This window comes from Acinetobacter sp. Ac_5812 (assembly GCF_013072695.1).
Classification (GTDB): domain Bacteria; phylum Pseudomonadota; class Gammaproteobacteria; order Pseudomonadales; family Moraxellaceae; genus Acinetobacter.
This window is the reverse complement of sequence record NZ_LXUK01000001.1, coordinates 220,004-237,239: the sequence shown is the minus strand read 5'-3', so window position 1 is coordinate 237,239 and position 17,236 is coordinate 220,004. Positions and strand designations below refer to the sequence as shown.

Genomic DNA, 17,236 nt, shown 5'->3' with positions numbered 1-17,236 from the left:
CTTCCTGTAGAAATTTGGGGGTATAAAAATAGAGGTAATTTATTATACCCCCAGTTATACCCCCAACTATCTCAGGATTCAATAGGGTTAATTGGAAAACATAAGGCAATAAAAAAAGCTTAAATCCTTTAAATTTAAGCTTTTAGGACTCTATGAGATATCATAGAAAGTAAATTTGGCGGTGAGAGAGGGATTCGAACCCTCGATACGCGCAAACGTATACACACTTTCCAGGCGTGCTCCTTCAGCCACTCGGACACCTCACCAAGGTGTGCGATAGTACCCAAAAAAATGCACGCTGCCAAGTTGTAGTCGAACAGATTTGCAGAAAAAGTTTTTGGCTAATGATAATATTGCGCCATATCACGTTCAATTTTGAAGACAACATCATATGCAAAGTACTGCAAAAAAAGCCGCTTTGCCAGCAATGACGCTGGCAGCATTAGGGGTGGTATTTGGAGATATTGGAACCAGCCCCCTCTATGCAATACGGCAATGCTTTGTCACAGGACATGTTGATATCAGTGAAGGGTCGATTTTAGGTATTCTTTCGCTGATCTTCTGGTGTATGAACCTAACCATCAGTTTTAAGTATGTCTCAATGATCATGCGTGCGGACAACAATGGTGAAGGCGGGATCATGTCATTGCTCGCACTGAATCTGCGCTCTTCCGTTTTTAGCAATAAAAATAAAATCTTTCTGATCGCATTGGGCTTTATCGGGGCATCACTGTTTTTTGGTGACGGGATCATTACCCCTGCAATTTCAGTCCTATCTGCGATTGAAGGTTTGAGTCTGGTGACACCTGCTTTAGATCGTTGGCTGGTTCCGATTGCTTTGGGTATCCTCACCGCATTATTCATGGTGCAGCGACATGGTACCGCCACCATGGGGAAATTCTTTGGTCCGATTACACTATTATGGTTTGCATCTATTGGTCTGATTGGACTGTGGAGCATCATCCAGACGCCTTATGTCTTGATGATGGTCAATCCGTATTGGGCGTTCCATTTTGTCTTTGATCAACCGACAGTTGCCTTTATCACCATGGGTGCGGTGATTCTGACCATGACTGGGGGCGAAGCTCTATATGCTGATATGGGGCATTTTGGGCGCGTGCCGATTAAATTGGCGTGGTTCTTGGTGGTTCTTCCTTGCTTATTACTGAATTATGCAGGTCAAGGCGCATTGCTGTTGCGTGATGCCAAAGCCATTGAAAATCCGTTCTATTTACTGGTTCCCGATTGGGCTTTATTCCCAATGATTGGCTTAGCAACAGCCGCAGCCGTGATTGCCTCTCAAGCAGTGATCACTGGTGTATTTTCGATGGCGAACCAAGCCATTCAATTACGCTATTTACCGCGCCTAACTGTGCACCATACTTCGGATGTGGAACAAGGGCAGATCTATTTACCATTCATTAACTGGGTGCTGTTTATCTCGGTGGTGATCCTGATTTTACTGTTTGAAAGCAGTGCGGAATTGGCCAGTGCTTATGGTGTTGCTGTGACCATGACCATGCTGTGCGGTACCATTCTGATCTCGACTTTAGCTTATGGTGTATGGCGTTGGCCGTTATGGAAAGTGGCCTTATTTGCCGTACCTTTTCTGATTATTGATTTAATTTTTGTTGGTTCAACTTCATTAAAAATCTTGTCGGGCGGTTGGGTGCCGATCTTGATTGGTGTGGTGGTGTATACCATTTTAATGACGTGGAAACGTGGCCGCGAAATCGTCTATACCCGTATGGAAACCAATGCCTTGCCGATTGAATTGTTTATCAAAAGTATTGGCATGAGCAAAGAAACCCATTTTGTGCCAGGTGAAGCGATTTTCTTAACAGGAACCCCAAACATTGTGCCGCATGCGATGTTACACAACATCAAGCACAATAAAGTGCTGCATGAACGCAATGTCATGGTTACGGTCTATACCCAAGATATTCCCTATGTGGCAGATGAAGATCGCTTAAAAGTTGAAAAACTGGATGAGCATTTTTATCGTATCTTTATCTATTACGGTTTTAAAGATCAACCCAATATTCCAGTGGCTTTGGCTCAAGCCTATAAAGCGTTGGATTTTGAGTTTGATATGATGCAAATGAGCTTCTTTATTTCACGTGATCGTATTGTACATACCGTGGGCGATGGTATGTCGCCGTGGCGTGAAAAGTTATTCATCTCGATGCAGCGCAATACCAGTCCTGTCAGTGACTTCTACCAGATTCCAACCAACCGCGTGGTGGAGTTGGGTAGTCAGATTGAAATTTAAATAAAAACAGATAATAAGGCACTTTCGGGTGCCTTTTTTATTGTCTGTTGCCTGAGTGTACAGATTTGCGACATAAAATGTCGCTCTGGGCTGAAACTCAATATACATAGGGCTTTTGAGTTGTTAAGCTGCGCGTTCATATTGATTTTGATGTAGTTATGGCAAAGAGACCAACCCGAAAGAGTAAAAGCCCATTTGCTTTTTTGAGCCAAAATGTTGGAAAAATGATGTTGGCACTGGTCGCAACAGGGAGTTTTGCGATCGCATTTGGCAGTGAAAAAATTTCCAAGTTCATCCCATTTCAATCCAGTAATACCGGTTGTTTAAAACAGTTTTATCGTGATGTTCCGCCTTTACTCAGCAAAGACAGTCTGAAAAAAGACAGTTATGCACTGTGTTTTAATGATTTTAATGTGATGTACTCAGGTATTTCCAAGACCCCATTATGGACGGCAGAATATCTGACCCCAGAACGCTTGAGCGTCAAAATTAAACGGGAAGATAATTTCCACGAGGAAACACGAGTAAAGCCCGCTCATCGTGCTTTATTGTCGGACTATCGTGGTTCTGGCTATGACCGTGGTCATATGGCACCGAATGGTGATATGAATAATACCGCTGCACAATATGACAGCTTCTCACTGGCCAATATGGTGCCACAAGCGCCGAAGAATAATCAGGAAGTGTGGCGTAAATTAGAAGAAGCTGTACGTTCGATGGTGACTAAACAGCATAAAGACGCCTATGTGCTGACAGGTCCCGTATTTGAAGGCAAGCGCCTGAAAACCATTGGCAGTGGTGTGATTGTCCCGACTGCGGTCTACAAAGCCGTGTATTTACCCAAGCAAGGGATTATAGGGGCGTATTATGCGCCAAATAATAATTCTCAGCAGGTCAAAGTGGTCAGTGTCTGTTATTTAGAAGAGAAACTAGGCATTAATTTATTCCCGCAGTTGACTGAACAGCAGAAGCGTAATGTCTATCAACTACCGCTGTCTGCGCAGCAAGTGAAGCCGAATAAAGACATTAGCTATTCGCATTGGGATGGTCAGAGTCAATGTGCTGAAGATGCCAAAACTGATGCAATTCAAGCGCAGCAACGTGAGTTTAGTTCAAAGCCGACTGGAGCGACGGAGAGTAAATTTCCGCAAATTGATGAAGAAACCAAGCAAGCCTTGATCAATCAATTGGTCAATGCTTTGGTGCAGTATTTCTTACAAATCTTGCGATAAGTACCGCTTGCAAAGTCAGCCTGCTTGGCTCATGTTGTGGATTAGACAAGAACAATGAGAGGGAAACGATGTTTAAACCTTTTGAACAGGGTGATGAATCTTCGGCAATTTATGATCTGACTTTGGAAAATCAGGTCGATTGCGTGAGTTTATATGGCAATTTGCAGATTACCAAAGATCTGGCAGGCCTCAAAACCGCCAAGGTATTGCAAAGCTTTATCAATGACGTGGTTGCCGCTTTGGAAAAAGAACAACTTCCTGAGCAGATTGACAGAAAACCTGAGCAAGATATTGAAAATCCATTTCTATAAATAAAAAAAACAGCCGATAAAGGCTGTTTTTTTTATGGGATATATCGCGCTTAGTCTTTCTCACTGCCCACAAATTTGTAGATCACTGCACCGATAATGGCACCGATAATTGGCGCAACCCAGAATAACCACAGTTGGCTGATAGCTGCCGTTTCAGCAAATAACGCAACCGCAGTACTACGTGCAGGGTTTACCGAGGTATTGGTCACTGGAATACTGATCAAGTGGATCAATGTTAATGCTAAACCAATTGCGATTGGTGCAAAGCCTGCAGGCGCACGACGATCAGTAGCCCCCATGATCACGATCAAGAAGAATGCAGTTAAAACAACCTCAATCAGGAATGCTGACGCAACTGAGAAATGGTTCGGAGAGAGTTCACCATAGCCATTGCTTGCGAAACCGCCAGTACCTGCGAAGCCTGCTTGACCTTGTACGATGATGTACAGCACGAATGCTGCAAACGCACCACCAATCACTTGAGACACGATATAAGGGACTAAATCTTTAGAATCAAAACGTCCACCGACCCATAAACCAACACTGACGGCTGGGTTAAAGTGACCACCTGAAATATGACCGAAAGCGTAGGCACCAGTTAATACAGTTAAACCAAACGCTAATGCAACACCTAAGAAACCAATCCCAAGTTCTGGGTATGCAGCTGCAAGCACAGCACTACCACAACCACCAAAAACGAGCCAAAAGGTTCCCAGAAATTCTGCTAAATATTTGTTCATTGTTATCACCACATCAGTTATAAAAAATAAAAAAAGCAAACATCCAAAATTTATTATGGATATGTTTAACCCTCGTGAAAAAATTGTGAACTAATTCACATAGGTATATAGGCTCTTATATAAAACGTGCAATGAAACTGATCTGTTGTGAAACCGTTAGTTCTTCAGTATTTTTTATTAAGAACTGTAAGTTGTGTTGTTATTCCGCCATTGTTGCGGGGTTTGTTCCGTCCAGATCTTAAAGGCACGCTGAAAAGCACTTTGTTCAGAATAACAGAGCAGTAGCGCAATTTCTTGCAAACTCAGATGAGGGTCCTTTAAATATTCGGTCGCCAGCATAAAACGGACTTGCTGTACCCGTTCTTGAAAAGTAGTGTCTTGTTGTTGTAAATGGCGCTGTAATTGACGCACGGAAAGACCCAGTTTTTCAGCGATAAAATCGATCTGATATTGGTTCTTTTGCAGTCCGGTCAAAATCGCATGTTGTAGGCGTTGATCCAGTTGAGTCGAATTGGGTAATTGATCCAGCAAGGCGTGGGCTTGCTGCAACAACAACTGTTGCAGCGTATGATCGCCGGTGCGTAGGGGTTTAAAGGCCTCACTGACAGGGATCAGGAGTTGAGTCTTGGCTTGTTCAAAACGTACTTTACAATGAAAGTATTGTTCATAAATGCTGATATTTTTCGGTGCTGCATTCACGAAATGTACTTCATGTAGGTGAATACTATCACCTGACATAAACAGCTTAAGAAATTGCACCATCAAGGCAATCGCGATTTCATCGGTCAATTGGGTCGGGTGTGGCTCGGGGGCTTCCCAACGAATCGATGCATAGGGGGGATTAAATTCAACCACTAAAGGACTGCCATCATAAATCAGGCGGTGAAAGTCTTGATAGCGTGATAGTGCTTCACCTAGATTTTCACAGGACAAGGCCAGATAGGCGATAATGCCAAGATGTTTGGGTTGCACATATTCTGCGATTTCAAGGCCTAAACCAATTTTGGGATGGAGTTGATTCAGGTCTTCAAGTAAGTCACGCCAAATCACATAATCAAAGCGTTCCTGATTTTGAATTTTTTGCAATTGTTCAGGAATTTCAATATTTTTTGCCTCGCAGTAGGCTTTTAATAAATGCCCCAAACCGCCAAAAACTGAGCCGGTATAGTTCTTGAGTTGAGACATCCTGTCCACCTCTTATCTTGTCGTGTTTTGTCAATATAAATATATCGCATCGTCAATACTTCGCCTACAAAAATTTATATCTTGAATAAAAATAAGGAAACATTTGGAGAAAACCATGATTAAGGGTTTTATCGCAGGTTTAGCGGTTGCAAATGCATTTGAATGGTTTGCACATAAATACATTTTGCATGGGGTACATCGTCCGGGGCAGCCACGTTATAGCCCTGTGCCGAAAAGCATGGAATCACACTGGGCACACCATCGGGAAGTGCGTAAGCAGGAATTTTCAGATGATTGCTATGTTGAGGGCGTGGAGCATTGGCGTACCCGCAACGAAATCATGTCATTGGCTGTCGTTGCAGGGGTTGCTAGTGTGGCGTTTTACCCAATCTCAAAAGGCATGTCTTTGGCGGCACTATATAGTGCGGGTAACTATTATTATGTGCATCGTCGTGCACATTTAGAGCCTGATTGGGCCAGAAAAACCATTCCTTGGCATTATGATCATCATATGAATTCGAACCAAGACGCCAACTGGTGTGTAACGCGTCCATGGTTTGATTATGTCATGGGGACCCGAGTAGTCTCTTCTGCGGATCTCAAAGAAGCCAATCCTTTAGGTATTGCATTACCGGCAGCCTTGTCTAAAGTTTTGACTCAAGCAGTGGAAGCGGTATTTCCGGTGAAATGGGTCGAGCAGAAACCAAAATTGGTGGCATCGCCTGCACAGCACACTGAGGCAGAAGCAAAACAAGAATCGGTGGCTTAAACTGCATAGATTTTGGAGAGTAAGCTTTTTATTGACAGATCATGACATCAAGCCTGAGGTTTTGTCGTGAATTGTCAATAAAATTGGCTTTTAATGTCAATATCTTTACTCATTTTCTCGCTAATTTAGCTCAAGCATTTTAAATGCTCAGAATTTGTTCGAAATGATGATATTGTGCTTACCCTCTAGCGTTGTATAACGCAGTTTCCATACCTTGCTCAGCAAGGTATTTTTTTATCTGCATGCAGCTATTTTTAAATAAAAAAACCTCTCGCTTGAGAGGTTTTTTATGGCTTATCTGATTAAAGACGCATTTCAATGCCTTGTGCGGCAAGATATTGTTTTGCTTCTGGAATGGTATGTTGACCAAAGTGGAAAATAGAAGCAGCCAGTACTGCATCTGCGCCACCTTTTAAGATACCATCGGCCAAATGTTGTAAGTTACCTACGCCACCCGAAGCGATGGTCGGGATATTGACGCGATCATTAATTTGACGCATCAAGGCAATGTCATAACCTGCTTTGGTACCATCAGCATCCATACTGGTAATCAGTAACTCACCAGCGCCGTAGTCAGCCATTTTCACTGCCCATTCAATCGCATCGATGCCTGTTGGCTTACGACCGCCGTGGGTAAAAATTTCCCACTTGTTCTCGCCAGTTTTTTTCGCATCAATCGCGACCACGATACATTGTGCGCCAAAGCGTTGTGAGGCTTCTTGGACAAACTCAGGAGTAAACACGGCAGCCGAGTTGATGCTGACTTTATCGGCACCTGCATTCAACAATAAACGGATATCTTCAACTTTACGGACACCACCACCCACAGTTAAGGGTACAAAAACGCTTTCTGCCATGCGTTCTACAGTACGATAAGTGGTGTCGCGTCCATGATGGGTAGCAGTAATATCTAAAAAGGTAATTTCATCGGCACCTTGTTCGTTATAACGACGGGCGACTTCAACAGGGTCACCTGCGTCACGAATATCAAGGAATTGAACGCCTTTGACGACTCGACCATTATCAACATCTAAGCAAGGGATAATACGTTTTGCGAGCATAAAATTTTCCAAAAAATCGCCAATAAAGAAAGGGGTGCTACACCTTCATGGAGGGAACAGGTATTCTATCAAACTTCACAGCTATTTTTTGCAGGTTTTCCATGTCGGTTTATACCCCGTTGAGTTTAGAAGAAGTTCAAGCCTTTGCTGAGCCTTATGGTTTAGCGGTGATTGACCTGATTCCAATCCAAGGCGGTATTCAAAACACCAATTATTTTTTGGTGGATCAATCACAGAAACACTATGTTTTAACGGTTTTTGAAGAGTTAGATGCTGAAGGTGCAGGTGAACTGGTGCCTGTACTGGATTGTTTGGGTGAGGCAGGTGTACCTGTGGCAGTGCCTTTAAAGCATAGTGGGCAGGCCATTCATACTATTGCAGATAAACCTGCACAAATTGCGCCGCGCTTAATGGGTGAGCATCCTGAAGATGCCAGCATTATCCAAATTCAGGCGATTGCGCAAGCACAAGCAAAATTGCATTTGGCCTTACAAGGCTTTCCTTTGGAACGTGATTTTAATCGTAATCATCAATATTGGTCAGATGTTGCTGAACAACTTAAGCCACAAATGAATGCGCAAGATCAGGCATTATTGGCTCAGGTGTTCCAGCAGTTTGCGGCAATTACCCAGCAGCATCCAGACCGTCCGACGGGCTTTATTCATTCAGATTTATTCAGAGATAACACTTTGTTTGAAGGCGATCAACTACAGGGTATTCTTGATTTTTATGAATTGAATCAAGATGAATGGTTATTTGATATTGCGATTAGTATCAATGACTTCTGTACCGCCTATCCACTAGTGCATTTAGATCAAGCCAAGGCCGATGCCTTTCTTGCAGCTTATCAAAGCATTCGTCAGCTGACCGTTGATGAATTGGCCTGTTTAAATATCTTCTTGGCAATGGCAGCATGCCGTTTTTGGAGTATGCGCTTACAAGTGGCGCAGAAAAATGCCGAGCACGGGCGTACTGGGGATGATATTTTGCAAAAAGATCCGCTGGAAATGCGCATGATGTTACAAGACCGTTTACAACGAATCACAGCTTAGGAAACAGACATGCGAGATCAAGGTCGTTTAGTTGAGTGGTTTGATGATAAAGGCTATGGCTTTATCCAACCCAATGACACAGCAAAAGATCGTGTCTTTATCCATATCAAAGACTTTGCTCGCACCGGGCCGCGACCCTTGGTCGGCTGTGCCTTGGAATATGTGGTGATTCTGGATGAGCGCGGTCGTTATCGCGCTCAACAGGCGACGTATTTGAAAGCATCGCAGGTGATTGAGCATCGTGCTCGTCCGAGTCAGCCTACAGCGTCGAAACGCTGGTCTGCGATGCAGATTGGCATTGTGATTTATATTGTTTTTATGCTGATCGCGGGCTTTAGTAAATTGCTACCACCGTATACCTTATTATTTGTCAGCTTGATGAATGTATTGAGTTATTGGCTGTATGCCCAAGATAAAGAGGCGGCACAATTGGGCAATCGACGTATTCCTGAGCAAACTTTGCATATCGTAGATTCTTTGGGGGGATGGTGTGGTGGTTGGCTTGCGCAGCAAAAACTGAGACATAAAACACAAAAACAACCGTTTGGTAAGATTTATTTCTGTACCATAGTCTTCCATATATTGTTGATATGTTGGCTAATTTCTCCGCTCAATGTGTTCTATTGACGGAGTTTGGAGATAAATAAAAATGAATTATTCCATTGATCAAGATCCAAATCGTACTTTGACTTTGGTACTGTATGTACTTTATATCATTGCGATTTTTACTGGTGGTCTATTGGCAATCATTGCCTTGATCATCAACTATGTCAAACGCAGTGATGTCCAAGGCTCGATTTTTGAAAGTCACTTTACTTGGCAAATCCGCACCTTCTGGTGGTATTTGGCTTGGAATATTATTGCCTTTATTCCATTCTCGTTCCTGTTTTTTACCAGTGATAACGGAACGGCCTTTGCAGGTGTTGCAGTTTCAGCAACCACCTTTGCCTTTGCGGTGATTTTTGGGGCATGGGTGTGGATCGTGTATCGTGCCATCCGAGGTTTGATTGCCTTAAATGACAATAAACCGATGTATCAAGACTAAGGTCGGCCAGAACTCGCTGGGTTGTGAACCTAAGCGAGTTCTCTATTGTTGTTGGTTTTCGCTGTTGCATGATAGCGATAGCTTGCCCCACGATGCTGCTCGGTCAGTAACGGACCTCGCCCAAACAGTTTCTCACGCAATGTCCCTTCGGTATATTCCGTTGCATACACGCCACGCTGCTGTAGTTCAGGTACTAAATACTCCACCACATCCTCAAAAGTCTGATGCGCCAAAATATAGGCCAAGTTAAAGCCGTCAATATCGGTTTCTTCCGTCCATGCTTGGAGTTGATCAGCCACAGTTGCAGCTGAGCCCACCAAGATTGGGCCATTGCCACCGATACTAATAAATTTGGCAATCTCTTCAATGGTCCAGATTCGATTCGGATCGGCTTTGACATAAGAATCCAGCATCGATTGAATCGCATCGGTATGAATATATTCAACTTTGTCTTCTGCATGGAATTGTGAAAAGTCGACTCCTGACCAACCTGATGCCAAAGTGAGTCCGCCGTGATAGCTGGAGTAGCTTTGATAGTCTTTAAATTTTGCTTGGGCTTTTGCATCGCTTTCATCCACCACAATCGACAGCATGGTGTAGATCAAAATCGAATGAGGATCTTTACCTTGTTCAATTAGGTTCGAGCGAATGCCTTGTACCAGTTTTTTCACGGCTGCTTTGGTCGGTGCTGAAATAAATACACATTCAGCATTTTGACTGGCAAATATCTGGCCGCGACTAGATGCGCCTGCTTGATAGAGTACAGGGGTACGTTGCGGTGATGGTTCGCAGATATGAATGCCGGGAACGCTAAAATACTGACCTTGATGATTGATCGGATGGACTTTGCGATGATCCGCAAAAATACCGCGTTCTTTGTCACGCAGCACTGCATCTTGTTCCCAAGAACCTTCCCAAAGCTTGTAGAGAACTTCGAGATATTCGTCAGCAATATCATAGCGTTGATCATGACTGACTTGAGTTTTAAGGCCTAAATTTTTTGAGCCACTTTCCAAGTATGAGGTGACGATGTTCCAACCAATGCGGCCTTTGGTCAAATGATCCAAGGTACTCATGCGCCGTGCAAAAGGGTAAGGGTGTTCAAAAGAAATGGACGTAGTGAGACCGAAACCTAGATGTTGGGTCACTGCCGCCATGGCTGGCACAATCTGCAAAGGATCATTCACGGGAACTTGTACGGCACCTGTGAGCGCATGTTGAGCCGATTGATGATAAACATCATAAATGCCTAAAACATCGGCAATAAAAACCCCATCAAACTTGCCACGCTCTAAGATTTTGGCCAAATCGGTCCAATATTCGAGGTCTTTATATTCAGTCGAGCGATCCTGAGGGTGACGCCACAATCCCGGCGATTGATGCGCAATACAGTTCATTTCAAAGGCATTAAATCTAATTTTCTTGCTCATTACTCTTTACTAAATGAAAGCTTTTAATAAATATTAATGAAAAGATATCTAATTTATTAATCATAAAAAAATCAATGTTTATCATGAATCTATTGAATAGCGTATCTGTTTTCGCTTTTTATTATTCTTTTTTAATGAAATTCAAAAAGTTATTTTATTTTCTAGGCGTGCGTGTGTTGAGGTGGAAATCAATACTATAAACGTGCTTTTTATTTGATTTTAAATGACTATTCAAAAATCATTGGGTGGGTGGTTTTATTTTAAATAAAAAGATTAGGTTCTAAATTTAACTTATAAATAGGCAATAAAAATAGTGCTAGTTTATTTTTATAACTGGAAAATGAGTATTTATAATGACCTCAAAAATAGAAATAAAACTGGAAGATGCACAGAGTATTACGCAAGATTTTTACTTGAATAATGCGCCAGCACATGTGATTGCTTCAGATCAAGAAGCCATTGCTGTGGCGCATCGCCTAGCGGCTGCTTTTGCCAAAGAGGCAGCAAAGCGTGATCATGAGCGCAAGTTACCCTTGCAAGAAATCCAGCAATATTCTGCCTCGGGTCTGTGGGGGATCAATATTCCGAAACAGTTCGGGGGTGCAGGGGTGAGTTATAAAACCCTTGCTGAGGTGGTGACCATTATTTCCAGTGCAGATTCATCTTTAGGGCAAATTGCACAAAATCATTGGGCCTTTCTAGAACATATCCGCTTAGATGCTTCACTTGAACAGCAGCAGTTCTTCTTCGATCAAGTGCTGCAAGGCAAGCGTTTAGGCAATGCATTCTCTGAAAAAAACTCGAAAACCGTCGCGGACTTGACCACCAAAATTGAATTTAAAGAGGATTATGCGCTAATTAGTGGTCAGAAATTCTTTGCCACAGGCGCATTATTGGCACATTGGATTCCTGTGGTTGCCGTCAGTGACGATGGCAAAGTATTTGCAGCATTAGTGCCGCAACATACACCTGGTTTGACCATTGTGAATGACTGGAGCAGTTTTGGTCAGCGTACTACCGCCAGTGGTAGCGTGCAACTGGATCATGTGCGAGTCGATTTAAAATATGTGGTGCCGATTCATCTGGCATTTGAACGTCCAACCGCAGCAGGTGCAATTTCACAAATTATTCAATCCGCTGTTGATGCAGGGATTGCACGTGGGGCCATTGAGGAGACCATCCGTTATGTGCGTGAGCATGCCCGTCCTTGGATTGATTCCGGTTTGGAACATGCCAGCCAAGACCCTTATACCATTAGTAATATTGGCGAATTGAAAATTAAATTGCGTGCCGCAGAGGCAGTTTTAGCTTTGGCAGGTGAGGCGATTGATCGTGCTTTGGCCAATCCAACCGAAGACAGCGTAACAGAAGCAACTTTGCTCACAGCTGAATCGAAAGTGTTGACTACTGAAATCGCACTACTGGCTGCTAATAAGTTATTTGAGTTGTCGGGTACCCGTTCCACCTTATCTGAATTGAATCTAGATCGGCACTGGCGTAATGCACGCACGCATACCCTGCATGATCCCGTGCGTTGGAAATACAATCTGGTGGGAAATTATTATTTGAATGGTGTGGCACTGCCACGTCATGCGTGGAGCTAAGAGGGTAGTATTATGACCAGTCAAACGAATCAAAATCTTGCCTTGGGTGCACATTATGAACAGGTGGCAGCGAAGTTCCGTCCGATTTTCCAACGAATTGCAGAAGGTGCTGTAGCACGGGAAAAAAACCGAACCTTGCCTTATGAACCGATTCAATGGTTAAAACAGGCAGGCTTTGGTGCGGTACGGGTGCCTGTGGCTTTTGGTGGTGATGGTGTTTCACAAAAGCAGTTATTTCAGTTATTAATTGAACTTGCTCAGGCAGATTCCAATGTGGTGCAGGCATTACGCGGGCATTTTGCCTTTGTCGAAGACCGTTTAAATGCCCAAAAAACTGAACCCCAGACCTTATGGTTTGAACGCTTTGTCCGTGGAGAGATTGTCGGTAATGCATGGACAGAAATTGGTCAAGTTGAAATCGGCGATGTGGCGACCCGTGTCACGGCAGCGCAGGATGGAAAACTCCGTATCAATGGTCAGAAATATTATTCTACAGGTACGATTTTTGCAGATTGGATTGACCTGTTCGCTTTGGATGAGACCACTCATCAGCATGTGATTGCGGCGGTATCCACGCAAGCAGAAGGCATTGATATTGTGGATGACTGGGATGGCTTTGGGCAAAAAACCACGGGCAGCGGAACCTTAACCTTAAACAATGTGGAGATTGACCGAGATCATATTCTGGTGTTTGAAAACCGCTTTAAATACCAAACCGCATTTTATCAGGTGGTTCATCTAGCCACTCTGGCGGGTATTGCGCAAAGTGCAGTAGAAACCTTTAAGCAGGAAGTGCGTCAGCGAACCCGAATCTATAGTCATGGCAATGCCAGTCTGGTACGTGAAGATGCACAAATCCTGCAAGTGATTGGCAAAGCCTCTGCACAGGCTTATGCAGCGCAAAGCATTGCATTAAGTACTGCGGAAGCTTTGGATGTTGCGTATTTACAACATTTTCAAAATGATGAACAAGCTGAGCTAGAGGCCAATGAGCAGGCTGAATTGGTGTCGGCACAGGGGCAAGTGGTGATTGCGGAGTTGGTCTTGAATCTGAGTACCGAGTTGTTTAATGCCTTGGGTGCATCGGCCAGTAGCACTGACAAACAGTTAGACCGTTTTTGGCGTAATGCTCGTGTGGTTGCATCACACAATCCGTTGGTCTATAAACAGAAAGTGATTGGTGATTGGGAAGTCAATCAGGCACCTTTGCCTTATGTTTGGCAGATTGGCAATAGTCCTGTTGCCGCGAAGCAAAAAGAAATTACAGCTTAGTGCTTTCAGCGCACCACAGGTTTTATTGAAAGAAAAACTGTGGTGCGCTTTCCGATATTTATTTATTTTCTGGCAGTGGTTTCTTCGCAAAGAATTTAAATTTTAATTCGCTGACTAAAACGCCAAGCACCACCAACATTCCTCCAAACAAAGCCAATAAGGGTAAACGCTCTCCCGCAATACGGCCGATCAGCCCTGCCCAAACGGGTTCCCCTGCATAAATAATCGCTGCACGGGTTGGATCAACCATGCGTTGTGCCCAGTTCATTACAAACTGAATCAAAGCACTAGCTAAGCCGAGCGCCACTGCAATAATCAGCAATCCCCATGAAAAATCAGGAATACTGTGTTCACCCACCAAGGGCATACTGGCAAAAGATAAGAATGAAGCGACGGCCAGTTGAATCACCGTGACCCGTCTTAGATTCACTTTTCCGGCAAAGTAACCAATCAGGATAATTTCTAAAGCGATGACAAAAGCACAGATCAAGGTCAGTGTTTGCCCATAACTGAAATTAATACTGGCAAAGCCATTACCTGTTAACAAGACCAGCCCAGTAAAGGCCAGTGCTGTACCGACCCAAGTCATCATTGAGGGCATCTTTTGAAAGATCACCCACATCAGAATGGGGACGAGAGGGACATAAAGTGCGGTTAGAAAGGCGGATTCGCTACTCAGAATACTTTGTAGGCCGATGGTTTGAGTGCCATAACCAATTGCAATCACAATCCCGATGGCTGTACCTGCCAAGCCCTCTTTTAGGGTTAAGCCGCGCATGGATTTGATCGAGATTAAAAAGATCGCCAAAGCCGCGACTGCAAAACGACAGCCGACAAAAAACATCGGACTACTAAAATTCAGGGCATATTGCACCGCCAAAAAGGTGCCACCCCAAATCATGGTAATAAAAATAAGCGCGAATTGTGCGGTTTTAGGAGATTGAGATAAAGCGGTCAACGCAGCCATCCTCATGAGTAAAGTGCAATATACTGCACATATTGCATTGCTTGTTGGTCTTGTGCAATATATTGCGCAGATTTTTATTTTCATTGTAGGAATGCATGAGTCATTCAGAGACGGTATTGCAAGATGTGGGACAGAATATCCGTCTGTTTCGTACTGAACGTCAGCTCAGCCAGCAAGATTTGGCAGATCGGGCCGGTGTCAGTCGCCGTACCATTGCTGCTTTGGAAACAGGACAGGTCAATATTAGTTTGGCCAAGCTGGATGCGATTGCAACGGCTTTAACGGTCGATTTTAAAAAGCTGGTCAGCCCATCTGAGCTGAGTGAATCTGCCATCGTCAATACCTTGGCGTGGCAAGGTCAACAGGTTGAAAGTCAGGCCACGCTATTGGCTGCAGTACCGACCCAAACACAAGTCGAATTATGGACATGGTCTTTGGCTGTGGGTGAGGTGTATCAGGCTGAGCCAGATCAAACAGGCTGGCAAGAGTTGATTTATGTGGTGGAGGGCGAATTGACGATTTCGTTTGAACATGAAAATCGAGTGCTTCAGGCTGGCGAGTCGATTTTATTTGAAAGCTCTGTCAATTATCGTTATCTCAATCAAGGAAGTAGCACCGTTCGCTTTATCCGAAACGTGATTTATTAAGTCTAAAAAAGTGCTTAAGTTGGATTGCTTAAGCACTTTTGGCATTTATGGCTATTTTTCAAACTTAGCTTGAGCTTTGATGCGTCCCATACTTATCAATCATGATTGAACTTGCCTCGTTGAGACCTCGCACACTGACATGCACGCCTTTGCGCTGGAATTTATGCACCACACTGTCGATCATCGCCACTGAGGTGACATCCCAAATATGTGAATGGCTTAAATCAATAATGACTTCATTCACGTCCTCATTGAAATCAAAACTTTGCATAAATTTTTCTGAAGAACTAAAGAAAATCTGTCCTTTCAGATCATAAACGCGTGCCTGATTTTCAAAATATCGCTCAACTCGAATATCTTGTTCTAATTTATTGGCAAGGAATAAAGCAGACAGTAACACGCCTGTAAGCACGCCCAAGGCCAAATTATGGGTCGCAACCACTACAACCACTGTTGCAAGCATCACGATATTGCTGCTGATTGGATTGTTGTTAAAACTGCGAATAGATTTCCATTCAAAGGTACTGATCGAGACCATGATCATCACAGCAACCAAAGCGGCCATGGGAATCACCTTTAACCAGTCGCTGATAAATACGACTAAGATGAGAAGGAAAATCCCTGCCGAGAAGGTCGATAAACGGGTCAAGCCACCTGATTTTACATTAATCATCGATTGTCCAATCATGGCACAGCCTGCCATGCCGCCCATAAAACCAGAAGCGATATTGGCGATACCTTGACCCTTACATTCTTGAAATTTATCGCTTGGAGTATCGGTCATTTCATCAATAATCGTCGCCGTCATCATCGACTCAAGCAAACCGACTGCTGCTAAAGCAACAGCATAGGGAAAGATGATTTTTAAGGTTTCAACATTGAAGGGAATATCAGGAATCAAGAATACAGGAAGTGTATCGGGTAATGACCCCATGTCTCCTACCGTACGAATATCAATGCCGAAGTAGAGGGCGAGTAAAGTCACTGTGATGATGCAGACCAGAGGCGAGGGTAATAATTTTCCAACCTTGGGAATCAGTGGAAATACATAGATAATGATCAGGCCCAGTAACACCAAGGCATAGACCTGCCAGGTGACATTGACCAGTTCAGGCAGTTGCGCCATAAAGATCAAAATCGCCAATGCGTTGACGAATCCAATCACCACAGATTTGGACACGAAACGCATGAGTTTCGCTAGCTTTAGATAGCCCGCGATAATTTGTAATACACCCGTGAGCAAGGTGGCAGCCAGCAGATATTGTAAGCCATGCTCCTTGACCAAGCTGGCCATAACCAAGGCCATTGCACCTGTTGCTGCTGAAATCATGGCAGGACGACCACCAACGAAGGCAATCACCACCGCAATACAGAATGAAGCATATAAACCGACTTTAGGATCGACCCCTGCAATAATAGAGAAGGCGATGGCTTCTGGGATCAGTGCTAAACCGACAACCAGTCCAGCCAAAATATCCGCACGGATATTGGAGAACCATTGCGCTCGAATATTGGAAAACATAGAAATAGCCTATTTTTTAGGAATTTTTAAAGGCTAGTGATGTGATATACGGACACACAACTACACCACATCACTAGACAGTGATGAGTTAATACATAGGAAATGTAAAACTTAAGGTGGCGTAAGC

General features: G+C 43.7%; 16 protein-coding genes and 1 tRNA gene. 10 read left to right on the top strand and 7 right to left on the bottom strand.

The window, feature by feature from the left end; translation table 11 throughout:
* Positions 1-176: 176 nt before the first annotated feature.
* A tRNA-Ser gene (locus A7P55_RS01200) sits at positions 177-266 on the bottom strand.
* A gap of 125 nt (positions 267-391) precedes the next feature.
* Here A7P55_RS01200 and A7P55_RS01195 point away from each other — a divergent pair.
* The 3 genes from A7P55_RS01195 to A7P55_RS01185 all read left to right on the top strand — a co-directional run bounded on the left by A7P55_RS01195 (position 392) and on the right by A7P55_RS01185 (position 3,815).
* Complete coding sequence (locus tag A7P55_RS01195; RefSeq protein WP_171550788.1) at positions 392-2,272, top strand: potassium transporter Kup; 1,881 nt, start codon at positions 392-394, stop codon at positions 2,270-2,272.
* A 158-nt stretch (positions 2,273-2,430) separates the two neighbouring features.
* Complete coding sequence (locus tag A7P55_RS01190) at positions 2,431-3,504, top strand: DNA/RNA non-specific endonuclease (RefSeq protein ID WP_171550787.1); 1,074 nt, start codon at positions 2,431-2,433, stop codon at positions 3,502-3,504.
* Between the two features lie 68 nt (positions 3,505-3,572).
* On the top strand, positions 3,573-3,815 hold the full coding sequence (locus A7P55_RS01185; protein WP_171550786.1) for a hypothetical protein: 243 nt from the start codon (positions 3,573-3,575) through the stop codon (positions 3,813-3,815).
* A 50-nt stretch (positions 3,816-3,865) separates the two neighbouring features.
* On the opposite strand, the gene aqpZ is transcribed toward A7P55_RS01185, so the two are convergent.
* Positions 3,866-4,555, bottom strand: coding sequence for an aquaporin Z (gene aqpZ, locus A7P55_RS01180; RefSeq protein ID WP_171550785.1), 690 nt, complete (start codon positions 4,553-4,555; stop codon positions 3,866-3,868).
* A gap of 177 nt (positions 4,556-4,732) precedes the next feature.
* Positions 4,733-5,740 (bottom strand): AraC family transcriptional regulator, encoded by a 1,008-nt coding sequence (locus A7P55_RS01175; protein WP_171550784.1) that lies wholly within the window; start codon positions 5,738-5,740, stop codon positions 4,733-4,735.
* Between the two features lie 115 nt (positions 5,741-5,855).
* On the opposite strand from A7P55_RS01175, the gene A7P55_RS01170 reads away from it, so the two are divergent.
* Positions 5,856-6,509 (top strand): sterol desaturase family protein, encoded by a 654-nt coding sequence (locus A7P55_RS01170; RefSeq protein ID WP_171550783.1) that lies wholly within the window; start codon positions 5,856-5,858, stop codon positions 6,507-6,509.
* A 302-nt stretch (positions 6,510-6,811) separates the two neighbouring features.
* Here the strand turns inward: A7P55_RS01170 and hisF are convergent, their stop codons facing one another.
* Positions 6,812-7,570: an imidazole glycerol phosphate synthase subunit HisF gene (hisF, locus tag A7P55_RS01165; RefSeq protein WP_016162352.1), complete on the bottom strand. Its 759-nt coding sequence runs from the start codon at positions 7,568-7,570 to the stop codon at positions 6,812-6,814.
* 101 nt (positions 7,571-7,671) lie between these two features.
* Between hisF and A7P55_RS01160 the strand changes: the two genes are divergently transcribed.
* The 3 genes from A7P55_RS01160 to A7P55_RS01150 are packed head-to-tail and all read left to right on the top strand — an operon-like array spanning position 7,672 to position 9,667.
* Positions 7,672-8,622 (top strand): homoserine kinase, encoded by a 951-nt coding sequence (locus A7P55_RS01160; RefSeq protein WP_171550782.1) that lies wholly within the window; start codon positions 7,672-7,674, stop codon positions 8,620-8,622.
* Between the two features lie 9 nt (positions 8,623-8,631).
* Positions 8,632-9,249 carry a DUF1294 domain-containing protein gene (locus A7P55_RS01155; RefSeq protein ID WP_171550781.1) on the top strand — a complete coding sequence of 206 codons (618 nt, stop codon included), beginning with the start codon at positions 8,632-8,634 and terminating at the stop codon, positions 9,247-9,249.
* Between the two features lie 22 nt (positions 9,250-9,271).
* The gene (locus tag A7P55_RS01150) at positions 9,272-9,667 is read left to right on the top strand and encodes a hypothetical protein (protein WP_171550780.1); all 396 of its coding nucleotides are present in this window, start codon (positions 9,272-9,274) and stop codon (positions 9,665-9,667) included.
* Positions 9,668-9,696: 29 nt separating this feature from the next.
* Here A7P55_RS01150 and A7P55_RS01145 read toward each other — a convergent pair whose 3' ends face one another.
* Complete coding sequence (locus A7P55_RS01145) at positions 9,697-11,097, bottom strand: LLM class flavin-dependent oxidoreductase (protein WP_171550779.1); 1,401 nt, start codon at positions 11,095-11,097, stop codon at positions 9,697-9,699.
* A gap of 353 nt (positions 11,098-11,450) precedes the next feature.
* Here A7P55_RS01145 and A7P55_RS01140 point away from each other — a divergent pair, with 353 nt between their 5' ends.
* Together A7P55_RS01140 and A7P55_RS01135 are read left to right on the top strand one after the other, a co-directional pair.
* A complete protein-coding gene (locus A7P55_RS01140; protein WP_171550778.1) occupies positions 11,451-12,701 on the top strand; it encodes an SfnB family sulfur acquisition oxidoreductase in 1,251 nt (416 codons plus the stop codon).
* Between the two features lie 12 nt (positions 12,702-12,713).
* A complete protein-coding gene (locus tag A7P55_RS01135; RefSeq protein ID WP_171550777.1) occupies positions 12,714-13,973 on the top strand; it encodes a monooxygenase in 1,260 nt (419 codons plus the stop codon).
* 58 nt (positions 13,974-14,031) lie between these two features.
* Here A7P55_RS01135 and A7P55_RS01130 read toward each other — a convergent pair whose 3' ends face one another.
* Positions 14,032-14,940, bottom strand: coding sequence for a DMT family transporter (locus tag A7P55_RS01130; protein WP_171550776.1), 909 nt, complete (start codon positions 14,938-14,940; stop codon positions 14,032-14,034).
* A 95-nt stretch (positions 14,941-15,035) separates the two neighbouring features.
* Here A7P55_RS01130 and A7P55_RS01125 point away from each other — a divergent pair, with 95 nt between their 5' ends.
* Positions 15,036-15,587 (top strand): XRE family transcriptional regulator, encoded by a 552-nt coding sequence (locus tag A7P55_RS01125; RefSeq protein ID WP_171550775.1) that lies wholly within the window; start codon positions 15,036-15,038, stop codon positions 15,585-15,587.
* 64 nt (positions 15,588-15,651) lie between these two features.
* Here A7P55_RS01125 and A7P55_RS01120 read toward each other — a convergent pair whose 3' ends face one another.
* A complete protein-coding gene (locus tag A7P55_RS01120; RefSeq protein ID WP_171550774.1) occupies positions 15,652-17,109 on the bottom strand; it encodes a SulP family inorganic anion transporter in 1,458 nt (485 codons plus the stop codon).
* Between the last annotated feature and the right edge of the window lie 127 nt (positions 17,110-17,236).